The 14,277-nt window shown below is 71.8% G+C and carries 18 protein-coding genes; 14 read left to right on the forward strand and 4 right to left on the reverse strand.

What is annotated here, in order from left to right; all coding sequences use genetic code 11:
- The first annotated feature begins 218 nt into the window (after nucleotides 1-218).
- The 7 genes from OV079_RS03295 (at nucleotide 219) to OV079_RS03325 (ending at nucleotide 3,356) form a co-directional block, all read left to right on the forward strand.
- Nucleotides 219-383 (forward strand): hypothetical protein, encoded by a 165-nt coding sequence (locus OV079_RS03295; protein ID WP_267766171.1) that lies wholly within the window; start codon nucleotides 219-221, stop codon nucleotides 381-383.
- A gap of 104 nt (nucleotides 384-487) precedes the next feature.
- A complete protein-coding gene (locus OV079_RS03300; RefSeq protein WP_267766172.1) occupies nucleotides 488-664 on the forward strand; it encodes a hypothetical protein in 177 nt (58 codons plus the stop codon).
- A 93-nt stretch (nucleotides 665-757) separates the two neighbouring features.
- Nucleotides 758-922 (forward strand): hypothetical protein, encoded by a 165-nt coding sequence (locus OV079_RS03305; protein ID WP_267766174.1) that lies wholly within the window; start codon nucleotides 758-760, stop codon nucleotides 920-922.
- A gap of 47 nt (nucleotides 923-969) precedes the next feature.
- Nucleotides 970-2,019, forward strand: a complete 1,050-nt coding sequence (gene gwsG / locus OV079_RS03310; protein ID WP_267766175.1) for a grasp-with-spasm system ATP-grasp peptide maturase — start codon at nucleotides 970-972, stop codon at nucleotides 2,017-2,019.
- On the forward strand, nucleotides 2,009-2,209 hold the full coding sequence (locus OV079_RS03315; RefSeq protein ID WP_267766176.1) for a hypothetical protein: 201 nt from the start codon (nucleotides 2,009-2,011) through the stop codon (nucleotides 2,207-2,209). The genes gwsG and OV079_RS03315 overlap by 11 nt, the downstream gene beginning before the upstream one ends.
- 2 nt (nucleotides 2,210-2,211) lie before the next feature.
- Entirely contained in the window at nucleotides 2,212-3,000 is a 789-nt protein-coding gene (locus OV079_RS03320) for a hypothetical protein (RefSeq protein ID WP_267766177.1), read from the forward strand.
- Between the two features lie 50 nt (nucleotides 3,001-3,050).
- The gene (locus tag OV079_RS03325; RefSeq protein WP_267766178.1) at nucleotides 3,051-3,356 is read left to right on the forward strand and encodes a hypothetical protein; all 306 of its coding nucleotides are present in this window, start codon (nucleotides 3,051-3,053) and stop codon (nucleotides 3,354-3,356) included.
- A gap of 215 nt (nucleotides 3,357-3,571) precedes the next feature.
- On the opposite strand, the gene OV079_RS03330 is transcribed toward OV079_RS03325, so the two are convergent.
- The gene (locus tag OV079_RS03330) at nucleotides 3,572-3,841 is read right to left on the reverse strand and encodes a hypothetical protein (RefSeq protein ID WP_267766179.1); all 270 of its coding nucleotides are present in this window, start codon (nucleotides 3,839-3,841) and stop codon (nucleotides 3,572-3,574) included.
- Between the two features lie 8 nt (nucleotides 3,842-3,849).
- Between OV079_RS03330 and OV079_RS03335 the strand changes: the two genes are divergently transcribed.
- From OV079_RS03335 to OV079_RS03360, 6 genes are all read left to right on the forward strand, one after another.
- The gene (locus tag OV079_RS03335) at nucleotides 3,850-4,608 is read left to right on the forward strand and encodes an erythromycin esterase family protein (RefSeq protein ID WP_267766180.1); all 759 of its coding nucleotides are present in this window, start codon (nucleotides 3,850-3,852) and stop codon (nucleotides 4,606-4,608) included.
- Nucleotides 4,605-5,558 carry an efflux RND transporter periplasmic adaptor subunit gene (locus OV079_RS03340; protein ID WP_267766181.1) on the forward strand — a complete coding sequence of 318 codons (954 nt, stop codon included), beginning with the start codon at nucleotides 4,605-4,607 and terminating at the stop codon, nucleotides 5,556-5,558. The genes OV079_RS03335 and OV079_RS03340 overlap by 4 nt, the downstream gene beginning before the upstream one ends.
- Nucleotides 5,559-5,665: 107 nt before the next feature.
- On the forward strand, nucleotides 5,666-7,771 hold the full coding sequence (locus OV079_RS03345; protein ID WP_267766182.1) for a peptidase domain-containing ABC transporter: 2,106 nt from the start codon (nucleotides 5,666-5,668) through the stop codon (nucleotides 7,769-7,771).
- Nucleotides 7,768-8,667: an efflux RND transporter periplasmic adaptor subunit gene (locus OV079_RS03350; RefSeq protein ID WP_267766183.1), complete on the forward strand. Its 900-nt coding sequence runs from the start codon at nucleotides 7,768-7,770 to the stop codon at nucleotides 8,665-8,667. Before OV079_RS03345 ends, OV079_RS03350 begins: the two co-directional genes overlap by 4 nt.
- A gap of 132 nt (nucleotides 8,668-8,799) precedes the next feature.
- Nucleotides 8,800-10,551: a WD40 repeat domain-containing protein gene (locus tag OV079_RS03355; RefSeq protein WP_267766184.1), complete on the forward strand. Its 1,752-nt coding sequence runs from the start codon at nucleotides 8,800-8,802 to the stop codon at nucleotides 10,549-10,551.
- A gap of 245 nt (nucleotides 10,552-10,796) precedes the next feature.
- Nucleotides 10,797-11,978 carry an FIST signal transduction protein gene (locus tag OV079_RS03360; protein ID WP_267766185.1) on the forward strand — a complete coding sequence of 394 codons (1,182 nt, stop codon included), beginning with the start codon at nucleotides 10,797-10,799 and terminating at the stop codon, nucleotides 11,976-11,978.
- 190 nt (nucleotides 11,979-12,168) lie between these two features.
- On the opposite strand, the gene OV079_RS03365 is transcribed toward OV079_RS03360, so the two are convergent.
- Nucleotides 12,169-12,393: a hypothetical protein gene (locus OV079_RS03365; RefSeq protein ID WP_267766186.1), complete on the reverse strand. Its 225-nt coding sequence runs from the start codon at nucleotides 12,391-12,393 to the stop codon at nucleotides 12,169-12,171.
- Nucleotides 12,394-12,456: 63 nt separating this feature from the next.
- On the opposite strand from OV079_RS03365, the gene OV079_RS03370 reads away from it, so the two are divergent.
- Nucleotides 12,457-13,002: an STAS domain-containing protein gene (locus OV079_RS03370; protein ID WP_267766188.1), complete on the forward strand. Its 546-nt coding sequence runs from the start codon at nucleotides 12,457-12,459 to the stop codon at nucleotides 13,000-13,002.
- A 168-nt stretch (nucleotides 13,003-13,170) separates the two neighbouring features.
- On the opposite strand, the gene OV079_RS03375 is transcribed toward OV079_RS03370, so the two are convergent.
- Together OV079_RS03375 and OV079_RS03380 are read right to left on the reverse strand one after the other, a co-directional pair.
- A complete protein-coding gene (locus OV079_RS03375; RefSeq protein WP_267766189.1) occupies nucleotides 13,171-13,350 on the reverse strand; it encodes a hypothetical protein in 180 nt (59 codons plus the stop codon).
- Nucleotides 13,347-14,012, reverse strand: coding sequence for a hypothetical protein (locus tag OV079_RS03380; protein WP_267766190.1), 666 nt, complete (start codon nucleotides 14,010-14,012; stop codon nucleotides 13,347-13,349). The genes OV079_RS03375 and OV079_RS03380 overlap by 4 nt, the downstream gene beginning before the upstream one ends.
- Between the last annotated feature and the right edge of the window lie 265 nt (nucleotides 14,013-14,277).

Below are 14,277 nucleotides of genomic sequence, written 5' to 3' on the forward strand. Positions count from 1 at the left end.
CGCACGCTCGGAGCGGACGAGCTGTGCCGGGTGACGGGCGGAGTGGCCCCGAGACCGGCGCCACGCAGTGCGGCTGCCACGTCGACGGCGTCTGTGACTCCGAGGGCGGCTGAATCGGCGCCGGCCCTCGGCGCGACGCAGCATCGATCTTCGCCCCGGCGGTTCGGGGCGGGTCGTGGACGAGTTTCCCCCGTGCGAACGGGAGGAGTGGATAGACCATGAACAAGAACACCAAGAAGCAGGACAGCGAGAAGAAGCTCCCCAAGTTCAAGGCCAATACGCTCGGCGCGGACGAGCTGTGCCAGGTGACCGGCGGGATGCCGCCGGAGACCGGCAGCACGCGGAGCCTCTGCCACGTCGACGGCCTCACCGACTGCGACTGAGCCCATCTGTCGCGCCGACGGCGTCGACGACCCCCGCCGTCTCCTGAAGCCCCGAAGTTCCTCTACATCCATCGGCATCGGGCCGGTGGCACTACTGCGAAGAAATGGAATTAGCCATGAACAAGAACGAGAAGAAGAAGGACAACGAGAAGAAGCTCCCCAAGTTCAAGGCCAAGACGCTCGGCGCGGACGAGCTGTGCCAGGTGACCGGCGGGGTGCCGCCGGACAGCAGCGGCACGACGAGCGCCTGCCACGTCGACGGCTGCTACGACGGCGACTGAGCCGCGACGGCGAGCCCCGTACCGAGGCTGGTAGTTCCCCTGCATCCATCGGCATTGGGCCGGTGGCACGACTGTGAAGAAATGGAGTTAGTCATGAACAAGAACGACAAGAAGAAGGACAGCGAGAAGAAGCTCCCCAAGTTCAAGGCCAGGACGCTCGGCGCGGACGAGCTGTGCCAGGTGACCGGCGGGGTGCCGCCGGACAGCAGCGGCACGACGAGCGCCTGCCACGTCGACGGCTGCTACGACGGCGACTGAGCCGCGACGGCGAGCCCCCTGCATCCATCGCGACCTCCGCCGGCGTCGTGCCGGCGGAGGTCGCTCTCTCCGACGACGTACGGACGACAGCCGCGAGCGAGACCTGCCATGATCCTGATCTTCAGCAATTCGGGGATCCGTCGACCCTCGACGTGATGCGGTGGATCCACCACTTGAGCCCCGCCAAGGTCGTCCGGATCAACGCGGACGAGCGGTACCGCGTGGCGCTGACGTTCGCGGACGACGACTTCTTCGTCCAGGTGAACGACGACGCGTTCCGCCTCGCGGACGTGTCCAGCGCGTGGCTGCGCAAGGGCGGCTTCTGGTTCAAGGGCCTGTTCCCGGCCGTGACGGCGGAGGGACGCCCGGCGCTGACGCGCCACCTGAGCCAGATGCTCGAGCGAGAGAACCGCACCCTGCGCGACCACTTTCATTACGTGCTGCGAAAGCGCTGCGCCGTGCTGGGCAGCGCCCACGGCTCGACGCCCAACAAGCTGGTGGTCCTCGAGCACGCGCGCGAGCTGGGCCTGCGCACGCCGTCGTTCAGCGTGTCGAACCAGCGCAGCCACGCCGAGGGCCTGGTGGCTTCGGGCGGCGGCTACGTGACCAAGGCGATGTCCGACGGCCTGTATCTGTTCGACGCGACCGAGAGCAAGACCGGGTACTTCACGTACACGGAGGCGCTCGGGCCGCAGAGCCTCGACGGCGTGGGCGCGAGCATGGCCCCGTCGTTCTTCCAGCGCTACGTCGACAAGGCCTTCGAGCTGCGGATCTTCTTCCTCGACGACCAGTTCCGCGCGGGGGCCATCTTCTCGCAGAACGACGAGCAGACCCGGGTCGACTATCGCAAGTACAACGACGTGCGGCCGAACCGGGTGATCCCGTTCCGCCTGCCGAAAGCGATCGAGGACAAGCTGTCGCGCCTGGCGCGTGCGCTCGACCTGAACACCGGCTCGTTCGACATGATCGTCGACTCGCAGGGGGAGTACTACCTGCTCGAGGTGAACCCGGTCGGCCAGTTCGGGCCGCTGTCCGAGAAGTGCAACATGGGGATCGAGCGCATGATCGCGGAGAGGTTGGTGGCACGTGAGCACTGAACTGAAGCCGATGGACACCGCCGCCATGATGGAAGAGGGGATGCCGCTCGGGTACGCGCGGATCTTCACCAGCGAGACCATCATCGACGACGAGACGAACGAGCGGGTGACCCTCGCGCTGCCGAAGTACCGCCACGCGGTCGTCTACGTGGCCCGCGCGGGCAAGCCGATTTCCAAGCTGGAGCTGTGACCATGGACGCCAAGACCTTGCTGCGCGATGGCCTCGACAAGTACGTGTTCCTCTACTCCGACTGCATCCCGGTCGAGGGGCACGCGGCGTCGGCGATCTACGATCTGACCCGCAGGCTGATCTCGACCTTCCCGTCGGCGTATTTCCCGTTCTTCGAGCTGTTCCGGGCCCGCCGGCTGCGGGAGATCCTCGGCGAGCTGGCCCCCGAGGAGGGCGACGACTTCGTCGAGTTCCTGGACTTCCTGCTCGAGCACGAATACGTGACCGTCGTCGACGATCCGGCGTCGTTCCCCGCGATCGCCGGGTCCTGGGACGCGCCCTGCACGATCCACAACGCCATCATCGATGTCCGCGGCCAGCACCACGACTACCGCAAGATCGTCGCGGGGCTCGAGGCGCTGGGCTGCCAGCACCTGCAGGTGCGGGCTTACTCGAAGCTGTTCGGTCTGGCCGAGCTGGCCGAGCTGGCCGAGCTGTGCCGCAGCTCGTCGATCCAGACCCTGGAGGCGATCCTCCAGTACGATCCGGGCCTCGGCGACGCCGACTACGTGGCGGTCGTCGGCGCCCACCGGATCATCTCCGGCCTGGTCCTCCACTCGGCGGACGCGGAGCGGACGATCGCGGTCGAGTACGGCGCGCGCGGCAGCATAGCGAAGCTGCTTGCCACGGAGATCCAGCTGACCCCGGGGCCGCTCGAGACTCATTTGGACTGCGGCCATCTGGCGAAGCGACAGCTGCTCCCGCCGAGCACGCCGAGCTTCAACGAGCTGCACCATCCAATGGGTGCCTGAATCGGAAGGTCGCCGTCGACGAGGGCGGCCAGGTCCGCAACTGCCCGGCGATGCGCGGGTCGTTCGGCGACCACCGCACGGTCGCGCTGGCGGACGTGGTCGCGCGCGAGGACTTTCGCCGGGTGTGGCGGGCCAGGAACGACGAGATCCAGGGCTGCCGCGATTGTCCGTACCGCTACGCGTGCACCGGTTGCCGCGCGCTGCTCGCCGATCCCGAGGCCGAGGACAGCAAGCCGCTGAAGTGCGGCTACGACCCCTACACCGACTCCTGGACCGACTGGCGGGAGCGACCGGGCGCCGCTGCGACGATGGCCCGGTATCAGGCGCGCCTGCACCTGCCGATCGTGCGGTCCTGAATCGATCGATTGTCTTCACCACGCCCTAGCCCGAGGCAGACGACCATGATGCTGCGATCGATAGCCCTCCTGGCCCTCGCCACCTGCGCGCCCGGGCCCGGCGACAGTCACGCCCCGGCGAAGCAGCGCGAGGACAGGGCCGAGCTCGATCGCCTGGTCGGCGACCTGTGCGACAAGCAGGTCGTGCTGCTCGGCGAGGGCGAGCACGGGGACGGTCATACCTGGGAGATCAAGACCGAGCTCGTGCGCGCCCTGGTGGATTCGTGCGGCTTCGACTCGATGTACGTCGAGAGCGGGCTGTACGACTTCTTCGCCCTCGACCGCGCCCACGCGGCCGGCACCGCGACCGCGAAGGACGTGGCGAACGCCATCGGCGCGGTGTGGGCGGAGGCCCGCGAGACGCAGGCGTGGATCACGTACGTGCACGAGGCCGCGGCCGCGAATCGCCTGGAGGTGATGGGGCTCGACGACCAGATCCACTCCACCGCCTTCCATGCGCAGAGAGCTGCCCGCGGTGCTCGCGGCCTACCTGCCGCCGGGGCGCAAGGAGGACTGCGAGGCCCGGATCGCGCGGCATCACCAGTGGACGTACGACGAGGCCCACCCGCACTCCGAGGCGAGCCAGGCGGAGCTCCTGTCGTGCTACGCGCAGATCGAGGCTGCGGCGGCGAAGGCGGCGCCGTCGACGGAGACGGCCGAGGCGCTCGTCATGGCGAAGAACCTGGGGCGCTGGGCGGCGCGCGATTTCGTCACCGACGGCCAGGCGATCTTCAACGCCCGCGATCGCTCGATGTTCGACAACTTCCAGTGGCACCGCCAGCGCGCGGGAGGTCAGGGCAAGGCGATCGTGTGGTGCGCGACGGTGCACGCGGCCAAGGACCTCGGCGGGATCGCGTCGCGCCGCGGGTTCTCGCCGCTCGGGCAGCACATCCGCGAGCACTACGGCGAGCGCGCGGCGGCGATCGGCTTCTCCGCCTGGTCCGGCGCGACCCAGCCGCGCGGTCGCCCGGGGCGCGAGCTGTCCGTCGCGCCGCCCGAATCGCTCGAGGGCCGCGTCCTCGCGCCCGAGCAGCCGCTCCGCTACCTCGACGCCGCCAAGCTGCGCGCGCTGGGCTCGGTCGAGGCGCGTCCCCTCAATCACGAGTTTCGCCGCGCCGAATGGCACGAGGTCCTCGACGGCCTCGTCGTGATGCGCCGCGAGACCCCGGCCCACCACGACGCGAGCCAGGTCGCGAAGAAGGGGGCCCCGTGAGCGAGCCGAACGACGACGGCGCGGCCGCGAGGCGGGCCATCTTCCGCGAGGAGGCCGTCCAGGCGCACCGCCGCGGCGCCGGGCCGGGCCGTCCGCTGCACATCGTGGCCACCTGGACGCGCTGGGCGATGGGCGTGACCCTGCTGCTGGTGGCCGCGAGTCTGGTGTTCGCAGTGACTGCGCGCGTCGGCGAATACGCGGAGGGCCGCGCGGTGGTGCGTCGCGAGGGGCGCGTGGCGGTCACCTCGGACGTCTCGGGCACCGTGCAGAGCATCGAGGTGCGCGCCGGTCAGCGCGTCGCGGCCGGCCAGGTGCTGGTGCAGCTCGACGATGCGGCCCCGCGCGCCGAGCTGTCGCGGGTGGAGCAGGAGTACCACCAGCGCCTGGTGGAGCTGCTGCGCAGCCCCGCCGACGACGCCAAGCGCGAGCGCCTGGCGACCCTGAAGGCGCAGCTGCAGCTGGCCCAGGCCCGCGTGCGCGAGCGGCAGATCGTCGCCTCGCAGCCGGGGCGGGTCTCCGACGTGCGGGTGCGGCCGGGCCAGCCGGTGGCGCCCGGCGACGCGGTGATCGCGGTCGAACAGGACACCGCGCGCACTGTGGTGATTGGGTTGTTCCCCGGGCACTATCGGCCGCTGCTGAGCGCGGCCGGGAGCCGCCTCACCCTCGAGCTCGAGGGCTTCCCGGACAGCCGCCACGAGGTCGCGGTGCGATCGGTGGCCGACGAGGTCGTCGGCCCCGCCGAGGCGATGCGCTACCTCGGACGCGACCGCCAGGGTGCGCTCGAGCTCGCCGGCCCCGTGGTGGTGGTGGAGACCGAGCTGCCCTCGGACACCTTCGTCGCCGACGACACCGAGTACCGCGTGTACGACGGCATGCAGGGGGTGCTCGAGGCCCGGCTGCGCTCCGAGACCCTGTTGGAAGTCCTCGTTCCGGCCCTGAAGCAGTTGTGAGTCGTCATGAGCCACACCGAACAAGACCGTGCGCTCTCCCGGCGCTTCCCCGCGCTGCAGCGGCTGGGCGCGATCGGGTTCTCCGGCACCTCGATCACGTCCAGCAGATGACCGCGACCGACTGCGGCGCGGCCTGCCTGAGCATGGTGCTGCGATTTTATGGCCGCACCCACCCGCTCGACGAGCTGCGCGACGCGATGGGCGTCGATCACAACGGCGTCAGCGCACTGGGCATCCTGCGGGCCGCGCGTAGCTACGGCCTGCGCGGCCGCGGCGTGCGGGTCGACGACCTCGACGAGCTCGACATGCTGCCGGCGGGGACGATCCTGCACTGGGAGTTCAACCACTTCGTGGTGTTCGAGCGCGTCGATCGCGGCGTCCCGATCATCCTCGACCCCGCGCACGGTCGGCGGCGGGTCCCGCGGGCCGAGTTCGAGGAGGCGTTCACCGGGGTCGCGCTGCTGCTCGAGCCCGGGGAGGCGTTCGAGGCCAGCGGCCGGCGCCAGCCGCTGCTGCGCCGCTACTTCGCGCAGGTGCTGGCCTATCCGGCGCTGTGGAGCCGCTCGCTGCTGATGTCGGTGCTGGTCCAGCTGCTCGCGCTCGCCCTGCCGCTGATGACCACCTTGCTGGTCGACCGCATCATCCCGCGCCGCGACGTCGACCTGTTGATGGTGCTGGTCGCCGGCCTCGTCATGATGGTGCTGTTCACGTTCGTCAGCTCGCTGGTGCGCGCCAACCTGCTGGTGCAGCTGCGCACGCTGCTCGACGCCAACATGACGATCGGCTTCCTCGACCACCTGATCGACCTGCCGTACTCGTTCTTCCAGAAGCGGTCCGCCGGCGACCTGTTGATGCGCCTCGGCAGCAACGCCACGGTGCGCGAGATCCTCACGTCCGGGGCCATGTCGGCGCTGCTCGACGGCACTCTGGTCAGCGTGTACCTGGTGCTGATCTTCTGGATCAGCCCGCTCGTGGGCGCGGTGGTGCTCTTGCTCGCGTCGCTGCAGCTCGCGCTGTTTTGGGCGACGCGCCGGGCCCAGCGCGAGCTGATGAGCGAGGGCCTGGCGGTGCAGGCCAAGACGTCGAGCTACGAGGTCGAGATGCTGACCGGCATCGAGACCCTCAAGAGCATAGGGGCCGAGTACCGCGCGGTCGATCGCTGGTCCAACCTGTTCGTCGACTCGCTCAACGTGTCGCTGCGGCGCGGTCGCCTCGACGCCATGATCTCGTCGCTGCTCGACGGCTTCAGCATGGCCGCGCCGCTGGTGATCCTCGGCGTCGGCACCAAGCTGGTGCTCGACGGCGACCTCGGCCTCGGAGCGATGCTCGGCCTGTCGGCGCTGGGCTCGGGGTTCCTGCGGCCCATGGGCACGCTGGTGGGCGTCGCCATCAAGTTCCAGGTGCTGGGCAGCTACCTCGAGCGCATCGAGGACGTGATGCAGACCGAGCCCGAGCAGGACCCGAAGCGAGTCAAGCGGGCGCCGCGGCTGTCGGGGCGGATCCAGGCCGAGACGGTGACGTTCCGCTACTCGGAGGCGGTGCCGCCGGCGGTGCGCGAGGTGTCGGTGCGCGTCGAGCCGGGCCAGTTCGTGGCCGTGGTCGGCGGCTCGGGGGCGGGCAAGTCGACCCTGGCGAAGCTGCTGGTCGGCCTGTACTCGCCGCAGGGCGGGCGGGTGCTCTACGACGGCATCGACATCGCCGGCCTCGATCTGCGCAGCGTCCGCGAGCAGCTGGGCGTGGTGACCCAGCGCGGCGATCTGTTCGGCGTGTCGGTGCGCGAGAACATCGCCCTCGGGCGGCCCGAGATCAGCCTCGACGAGGTGATCGAAGCGGCCAAGCGGGCGGCGATCCACGACGAGATCATGGCCCTGCCGATGGCCTACGACACGATCCTCGCCGACCGCGGGGCGTCGCTGTCCGGCGGCCAGCGGCAGCGGCTGGTGCTGGCGCGGGCGCTGGTCGGCAAGCCGGCGATGCTGCTGCTCGACGAGGCGACCAGCAACCTCGACACGGTGACCGAGGCGGCGATCCAGCGCTCGCTGGCGTCGCTGCAGTGCACGCGCATCGTCATCGCGCACCGGCTGTCGACGGTGGTGGACGCGGACTTGATCCTGGTGATGGACGGCGGGCGCATCGTCGAGTCGGGCACGCACCGCCAGCTGCTGACCCACGGCGACGTGTACCGCCGGCTGTACGAGAGGCAGGAGTCATGAGGCGCGCAGCAAAGAGACAGTGGCTCGCGCTCGCGGGGGCGCTGGTGTTCGGCGCGAACGGGTGTGATGCGCGCGAGGTCGCCGCGGCGCACGTGGCCGAGCGCGTCGCTTCGCGTGCAAGCGAGGAGCCCGTGGCAGCGAGCGCGGCCGCGGCCGAGGCGATGGTCGGCGTGCTCGTGCCGGTGGCGGAGGTCGTGCTGACGGCCCCGGAGTTCGCGCGGCTCGAGCGGATCGAGGTGCAGGTCGGCGACCGGGTGCGCGAAGGCGACGTGGTCGCGGCGCTGGACGTCCGGGAGGAGCGCCACGAGCTCGCGGCCGCCACCGCGGCGTGGGAGGCGAGCAAGGCGGAGCTCGAGCGGCTCGAGCTCGAGCTGCAACGGGCCCGGGAGACGCGCTCCGACACCGAGCAGCTGGAGGGCGTGGTCTCGGGGGCCGAGCTGCGTGAGCACCGCTACGCCGAGAAGCTCGCGGCGGCCCGCAAGCGCAGCGCCAGCGCGTCGCTCCGGCAGCAGCGCAGCTCGGTCGAGGACGCCAGCGCGAAGATCGTCGAGGCGCAGCTGCGGGCCCCGTTCGCCGGCGCCATCTCGCGGCGCTACGTCGACGCGGGGGCGACGCTCGAGCTCGGGCGGCCGGTGGTGCAGCTCATCTCGGACGCGCGGCTGGTGCGGTTCGCGGTGCCCGAGGCGCGCGGCGAGGCGCTGCGGCTGGGGGCGGCGGTGCGCGTGGAGTTCGTCGACGAGGGGCTGACCGTGACGGGCGAGGTGACGGCGATCGCGCCCGAGATCGACGCGGGGACGCGGCTGGTGTTCGCCGAGGCCCGGCTGGCGCCGGAGGACGGGCCGCTGCAGGCGTTGCGGGTCGGGACGGTCTGCAAGGTGGAGTTCGTCGCGCGGTGATTCCCGGATGGCTGTCCTTCGGGACATGTGATTCGCGGCGATCGGGCGCGGCCGGAGCTCGGCCGCGACGAGCGAGGGCGCGCGGGCGGAGAATGGCTGCGCAGGGGCGCGGGGACGTGCGATAAGCGAGGCATGCCCGCGACCCTCGCAGCGCTCGAGTCCGCCCTCGCCACCGGCACCGAAGCGGAATGGCTGGCGCAGCTGAGCGACGAGGCGGTGCGCGAACAGGTGCAGCGCGCGCTGCAGGCCGATCGCAAGCTGTGGACGCAGTACCCCGATTCGCTGGGGAGCTGCCTGCTGGCGCGGACGTTCGGGGTCAAGGCGCTGGCGTCGCTGCACCGGGCGTGGGCGAAGGAGCTGGCGGCGCGCGGGCGGCCGTGGATCCGGCCGCTACGCCAGCTGCCGGTGGAGGTGCTCCCGCTGGCCGAGCTGGAATCCGCCAGGGGCCTGTCGTTCGGGGGGCTGCGCGTGCCGCTCTTCGTGACGGACGACGAATTGCTGCTGACCGCGCACCCGCGCGGATCGGGGCGAAAAAAGGAGCGGGTGCGCTGGCACTGGACCGAGGGCCGCGCGATCGTCGAGCCGGCGCCGGCGGGCGACGGGGCCGCGGCGAAATATCCGCAGTTCGTGTCGGACGGGTGGGGCCCCACGTATATGATCCGCGCCGAGGGAGCGCCGCGGGTGGCGTTGCCGTGCCCGGACGGGGGCAGCGCGAGCGTGCAATGGTCGGCCGACGGCTCGCGCCTGATCGTGTACGGGACGCACGACGAATACGCCGGGGGATTCGTGTATGTCGTCCATCCCGGGACGCTGGCGGTCGAGCGCGCGCTCGAGGTCGATTCGCCGGTGTCGAGCGTCGTCGACGGCGGCGGACAAATGGTGGTATCGACGTACCGCAGCGGGACGATCGGGTGGGTCGACGGCCGCAAGTACGTGCTGCCGATCGGCGAATACGAGTTCGCGGTGTCACCAAGCGGCAAGTACGTGGCCACCTTCGCCGGGGTCCTGAAGCTCTGGTCGCTGGCGGAGCTCGTGCGCCACGAGGCGCGGCCGCCCGAGCCCGGGTTTCCGGCGTGCTTCGATCCGGACGGCGAGCGCCTGCTGTGCGACCGGGAGCTGCTCGACGGGCGCACGGGGAAGCGCGTCGCGCGGCTGAATCCGGAGCTCGGGCCGTACCTCGAGGGCGGACCGCCGCAGCCGTGGCTTCACTTCGGCACGCGCGTGCTGATCTGCACGCACGGCGGGCTGCAGCTGTGGGACGCGCGCCGCGGCAAGCCGCTGGAGACGACGGAGCCGCTCGGGTTCCCGCACTGGTACACTCTGGCGTACGACCGCGAGGGCTCGCGCCTGGCGGCGCTGCAACAGGGCAAGAAGCCCGTGGCGCTGCACGAGCTGCCGCATGGGCGTCTCGTTCGCACGGTGATCTTCGAGCTGGCCGGCCAGGCGCTGGGGATGGCCGACGACGGGAGCATGCTCGCGGTGCAGCGCGGCGGGCGGGTCGAGGTCCGCACGGTGGACGGCGCGCTGGTGCGGCGCTGCGGTCAGGTGATCCAGGGGGCACGCGAGCGGCGGTCGTACGACCCGCCGCCCCGGTTCTCGCGCGACGGCCGGCGGATCGCGGCGCGGGTGGGCGACCAGGCGTGGCGGATCTGGACGCTCGCCAGCGGGGAGGAGGAGCGCGTCGCGGACGAACTGGAGGACGTCGCCGACTTCGCGGCGCCGCGGCCTGCCGGCTGGAAGCTGGAGGGCGGCAAGTTTTCGGTGTTCACCCACGAGGCGAGCGGCACCACGATCGCGCTGCCGGTGAACGGCGGCTGGCAGTTCAATCCGGCCGATCCGCGGATCGGCATCTGCAACGAGCTGCTCGTGATCCTGGAGGGCTGAGAGGTCGACTGTCCTCAGGGACATCTCCTGTGATTGGGGTCGGCAGGCCTCGAATCATCGTTCGGGCGCGGCGACCGCCGCATCGGTGTGATGAATGAGGGCACCTCCGGACGAAGCCGAGTTCGGCGATGCCGATGTAGGCCGAGGTCGACGCGGCTCGTGCGAGGCGTGATTCCACGGACATGTCGCGGCCTGCGAATGTCTGCGGAGGCCCGCGCAGCGGCCTTCTGTAGTACCTTCGCTGCATGCGGACAGCGAGTGCTCACAGTGACGAACGGGACACTTCGCAAGCGGCCAGGGCGGCGTACGCGGCGGCGGTCGAGGCGCTCGGCGGGCCGCCCGACTGGCTGTTCGTGCAATCGACGGAGGCCCACGCGGGCGAGGCGGTGCGCCGGGCGCTGGTCGAGCTCGGGGCGCCGGCGGCCCACGGCAGCAGCTCGTGCATGGCGGTGCTGACGGAGGCGGGGGTGCACGCGGGCGGGCTGGCGCTGCTGGCAGTCCGCGACCCGGAGGGGGCGTTCGGGGTCGGAGCCGCGGACCTCGGCGCCGACCCGCGCGCAGCGGCCGAGCAGGCGGTAATGGCGGCGATCGACGACGCCGGCCGCCCGGGCGAGGTGCCGATGCTGGTGTGGATCACCGCGGCCCCGGGCCACGAAGAGGCGTGCCTGGCCGGGATCGAGGCGGTCCTGGGGCCCGACGTGCCGATCGTCGGCGGCAGCGCGGCCGACGACGCGATCGCGGGCCGCTGGTATCAATGGACGCGCGAGGGGACGCACTCGCAGGCGGTGGTGGTGAGCGTGCTGTACCCCTCGGGTCGGGTGGCCTCGGCGTTCCAGAGCGGCTACACGCCGACGACGCGCAGCGGCAAGGTGACGCGGGCGGACGAGCGCGCGATCCTCGAGATCGACGGGGCGCCGGCGGCGGAGGTCTACAATGCGTGGACCGGCGGGGCGATCGCGGCGGCGCGCGGCGGGGGCAACGTGCTGGCCGAATCGACGCTGCAGCCGCTGGGGCGGCGGGTCGGCGGCATCGGCGAGCTGGCGTCCTATCGCCTGGCCCACCCGGCGGTGGTCCGGCCCGACGGGGCGATCGAGCTGTTCGCCAGCTTCGAGGTCGGCGACGAGGTGGTGCTGATGCACGGGACGCACGAGGCGCTGGCGAGCCGCGCGGAGCGGGTGGCCGCGGACGCGCTGGCGTTCGCCGGGGTGCCGCAGGAGGCGGTCGCGGGGGCGCTGGTGGTGTTCTGCGCCGGCTGCATGCTGGCCCTGCGCTCGCAGCTGGACGCGATCGCGGCCGGCCTGCGCGCGGCCCTCGGCGGGGCGCCGTTCGTCGGCTGCTTCACGTTCGGCGAGCAGGGCTGCTTCGTCGGCGGCGAGAATCGCCACGGCAATCTGATGATCTCGGTCACCGCGCTGGTGCGCGCATAGGCATCCACGTGGCGCGCGACGACGAATTGCTGCGCGAGACCGTGGCCCACCTCGAGCAGGCGCTGCACCGCGAGCGCGAGCGCCGACGCGAGGCAGAGGGGCTGCTGTCGGGGGTCGGCACGGCCGCGACGGCGCGCTCGCTGGCAGACGCCGAGGAGGCGCTGCTGGCCGCGCTGGCGCCGGTGTTCGGCTACGAGGCGGGCGCGGTGCTGGTGCCCGAGACGGGCGGGAAGTACCGCCCGGCGACCGCGACGCACGAGGCGCTGAAGGCGGTGCGGCTGCCCGCCGGCGGGTTCGTGCAGCGGGTCGAGGGCGGCGAGGTGGCCGCCGTGTTCGACGTGGCGCGCGTGCCCGATCTGAAGCCGCTGGCGGCGGTGCCGGGGGTCCGCGCGGCGCTGATGCTGCCGCTGCGCACGAGCCGTGGAGCGGCGATCCTGCTGGGGGTCCACCGCGCGCGGCCGCCTTCTCGCCGCGGCAAGTGGCGCTGGCCAGGAGCTTCCTGCACACGGCGGGGCCGGTGCTGGAGAGCCTGGTGGCCCGCGAGCGCGAACACCTCGGCAGCGTGGCTGCTGCCCGCGCGGCGGCGCTCGAGCAGAGCAACGCGGAGCTGCAGCAGCGCGTCGACGAGATCGAGCGCCAGCGGGCGCAGATCCTCCGGCTGTCGGCGCCGGTGCTGCGGATCTGGCGCGACGTGCTGGCGGTGCCGCTGGCAGGGACGCTGGAGGAGCAGCAGATCGTGCACGTGAGCGAGAAGCTGCTGGAGACGATCGTCGAGACGCGGGCGCGGGTGGCGATCCTCGACATGACGGGGCTCGAGACGATCGAGGTGACGGCGGCGGAGCGGCTGCACGCGATCTTCCAGGCGGTACAGCTGCTCGGGGTGCAATGCTTCGTCAGCGGGGTGCGCCCGGCCGTGGCCGACGCGCTGGTGAATCAGGGCACGGCCCCCCGCGCCGAGACGTTCGCCACGGTGGCCGACGCGCTGGCAGCCGCGATTCGTCGCTGCACGGCGGCGAGGCGCTGAGGTGCCGTGAATGGGGGCGGTGAATCGAGTCGAGGGGTGATTCGCAAGATGAGCAGGACGGCGCCGCGTGCGAGACGGCGCGCACTGTCATGAATGGAATGTGGGGAGGGCCGGAGGGAGCGGAGCGGCCGAAGTCCGGTGATGGCGGATTGAGGTGCGCCGCCGGCCTCACAGGCCGAACGCCCGCAGCGCGGCGGTCTGAAGCGCGTGCGTGCGGTCGCTGTCGAGCAGGCCGACCGTCTCCCCGAGCTCGATCTCCTCCCAGTAGGCCGGATCGCGCTCGCGCAGCTCCGTGCGATCGATCTCGGTCGCCGGGTCCTCCACCACCTCGACGACGCGCTTGTTCACCCAGACGCAGAAGTCCACGAGATCGACGTTCGGCGCGGGCCTGTGCGCGCCGGCGACGATGATCGCGTTCTTCTCCTCCGCGGTGAGGAGCGAGGCGCAGCCCAGTCGAGCGCAAGATACCGGTCGAGCACCCTCGGGCTCCGCAGTCGCGCGCGCACCACTGCCTTGTACGCCCCGAGCGAGCCGATCGCGGACTTCTCGGCGAGCGCGGCCAGGAACGCGTCGACGTAGGGCCCGAAGCGCCCGACCTCGGCCTCGAACGCGGCGTCGCGGGCGGGCGGGCGCGGCGAGAGCGAGGCGAGCACGGGCAAGAGGGCGGGGCACGCGAGCGCGAGGCCGTCGAGCTCGCGGAGCCACGACAGGCGGGCGGTCTCGTCGCAGGCGGCGAGCATGCCCGCGAGCGCCGCCGTGAGCGCGCCCGGCTCGATCCGCGCGAGCACCTCGGCGGCGCGGTCGAGCGCCGCGTCACCGCCGGTGACGCTGAACCGATTCGCCAGCGCCGTGATCATGGGCGCGACGTGGGGCACGAGCTCTTCGGGCGGGACGCGCATGAGCGTGCGGGCGGCGTCCAACGCGATCTCCGCGAGCGCCGGATCGTCCGCGGGGTGGCCCAGGGCCCGCACGAGCCAATCGACGCTCTCCGTTGTGGTCTCCGCGGTCATCACACGCCTCGAATCATGGTAGCAGGTCGACGCTTCCGGCGCGCCGAACGTACCACGGCTCGGGCGCGTCGCGTGGCGGCAGCGCCTCGGACATCCGGCGAGGGCCGCGGTCCTCGAGCGCGCAGCGACCGGCACGAGCCCCGGCCACGCCGGCGTCGACGCGGCGACGCGCATCCTCGGTGCCGACCCGGCGAACGCCTCGGCCGATGGCATTGCCGTGAGCGAGAAAAAGATCGGTGGGCGCCGGAGTCGGCGCTTGGTACCG

Origin of the sequence: Nannocystis pusilla, from assembly GCF_026626665.1 — a bacterium.
GTDB lineage: Bacteria > Myxococcota_A > Polyangia > Nannocystales > Nannocystaceae > Nannocystis > Nannocystis pusilla.

Excerpts from the sequence above, each read along its gene's own strand:
- OV079_RS03295 (WP_267766171.1), top strand. The coding sequence starts at position 219 with ATGAACAAGAACACCAAGAAGCAGGACAGCGAGAAGAAGCTCCCCAAG.
- OV079_RS03300 (WP_267766172.1), top strand. The coding sequence starts at position 488 with ATGGAATTAGCCATGAACAAGAACGAGAAGAAGAAGGACAACGAGAAG.
- OV079_RS03305 (WP_267766174.1), top strand. The coding sequence starts at position 758 with ATGAACAAGAACGACAAGAAGAAGGACAGCGAGAAGAAGCTCCCCAAG.
- OV079_RS03320 (WP_267766177.1), top strand. The coding sequence starts at position 2,212 with ATGGACGCCAAGACCTTGCTGCGCGATGGCCTCGACAAGTACGTGTTC.
- OV079_RS03325 (WP_267766178.1), top strand. The coding sequence starts at position 3,051 with ATGCGCGGGTCGTTCGGCGACCACCGCACGGTCGCGCTGGCGGACGTG.
- OV079_RS03335 (WP_267766180.1), top strand. The coding sequence starts at position 3,850 with ATGCGCAGAGAGCTGCCCGCGGTGCTCGCGGCCTACCTGCCGCCGGGG.
- OV079_RS03345 (WP_267766182.1), top strand. The coding sequence starts at position 5,666 with ATGACCGCGACCGACTGCGGCGCGGCCTGCCTGAGCATGGTGCTGCGA.
- OV079_RS03350 (WP_267766183.1), top strand. The coding sequence starts at position 7,768 with ATGAGGCGCGCAGCAAAGAGACAGTGGCTCGCGCTCGCGGGGGCGCTG.
- OV079_RS03355 (WP_267766184.1), top strand. The coding sequence starts at position 8,800 with ATGCCCGCGACCCTCGCAGCGCTCGAGTCCGCCCTCGCCACCGGCACC.
- OV079_RS03360 (WP_267766185.1), top strand. The coding sequence starts at position 10,797 with ATGCGGACAGCGAGTGCTCACAGTGACGAACGGGACACTTCGCAAGCG.
- OV079_RS03380 (WP_267766190.1), bottom strand. The coding sequence starts at position 14,012 with ATGACCGCGGAGACCACAACGGAGAGCGTCGATTGGCTCGTGCGGGCC.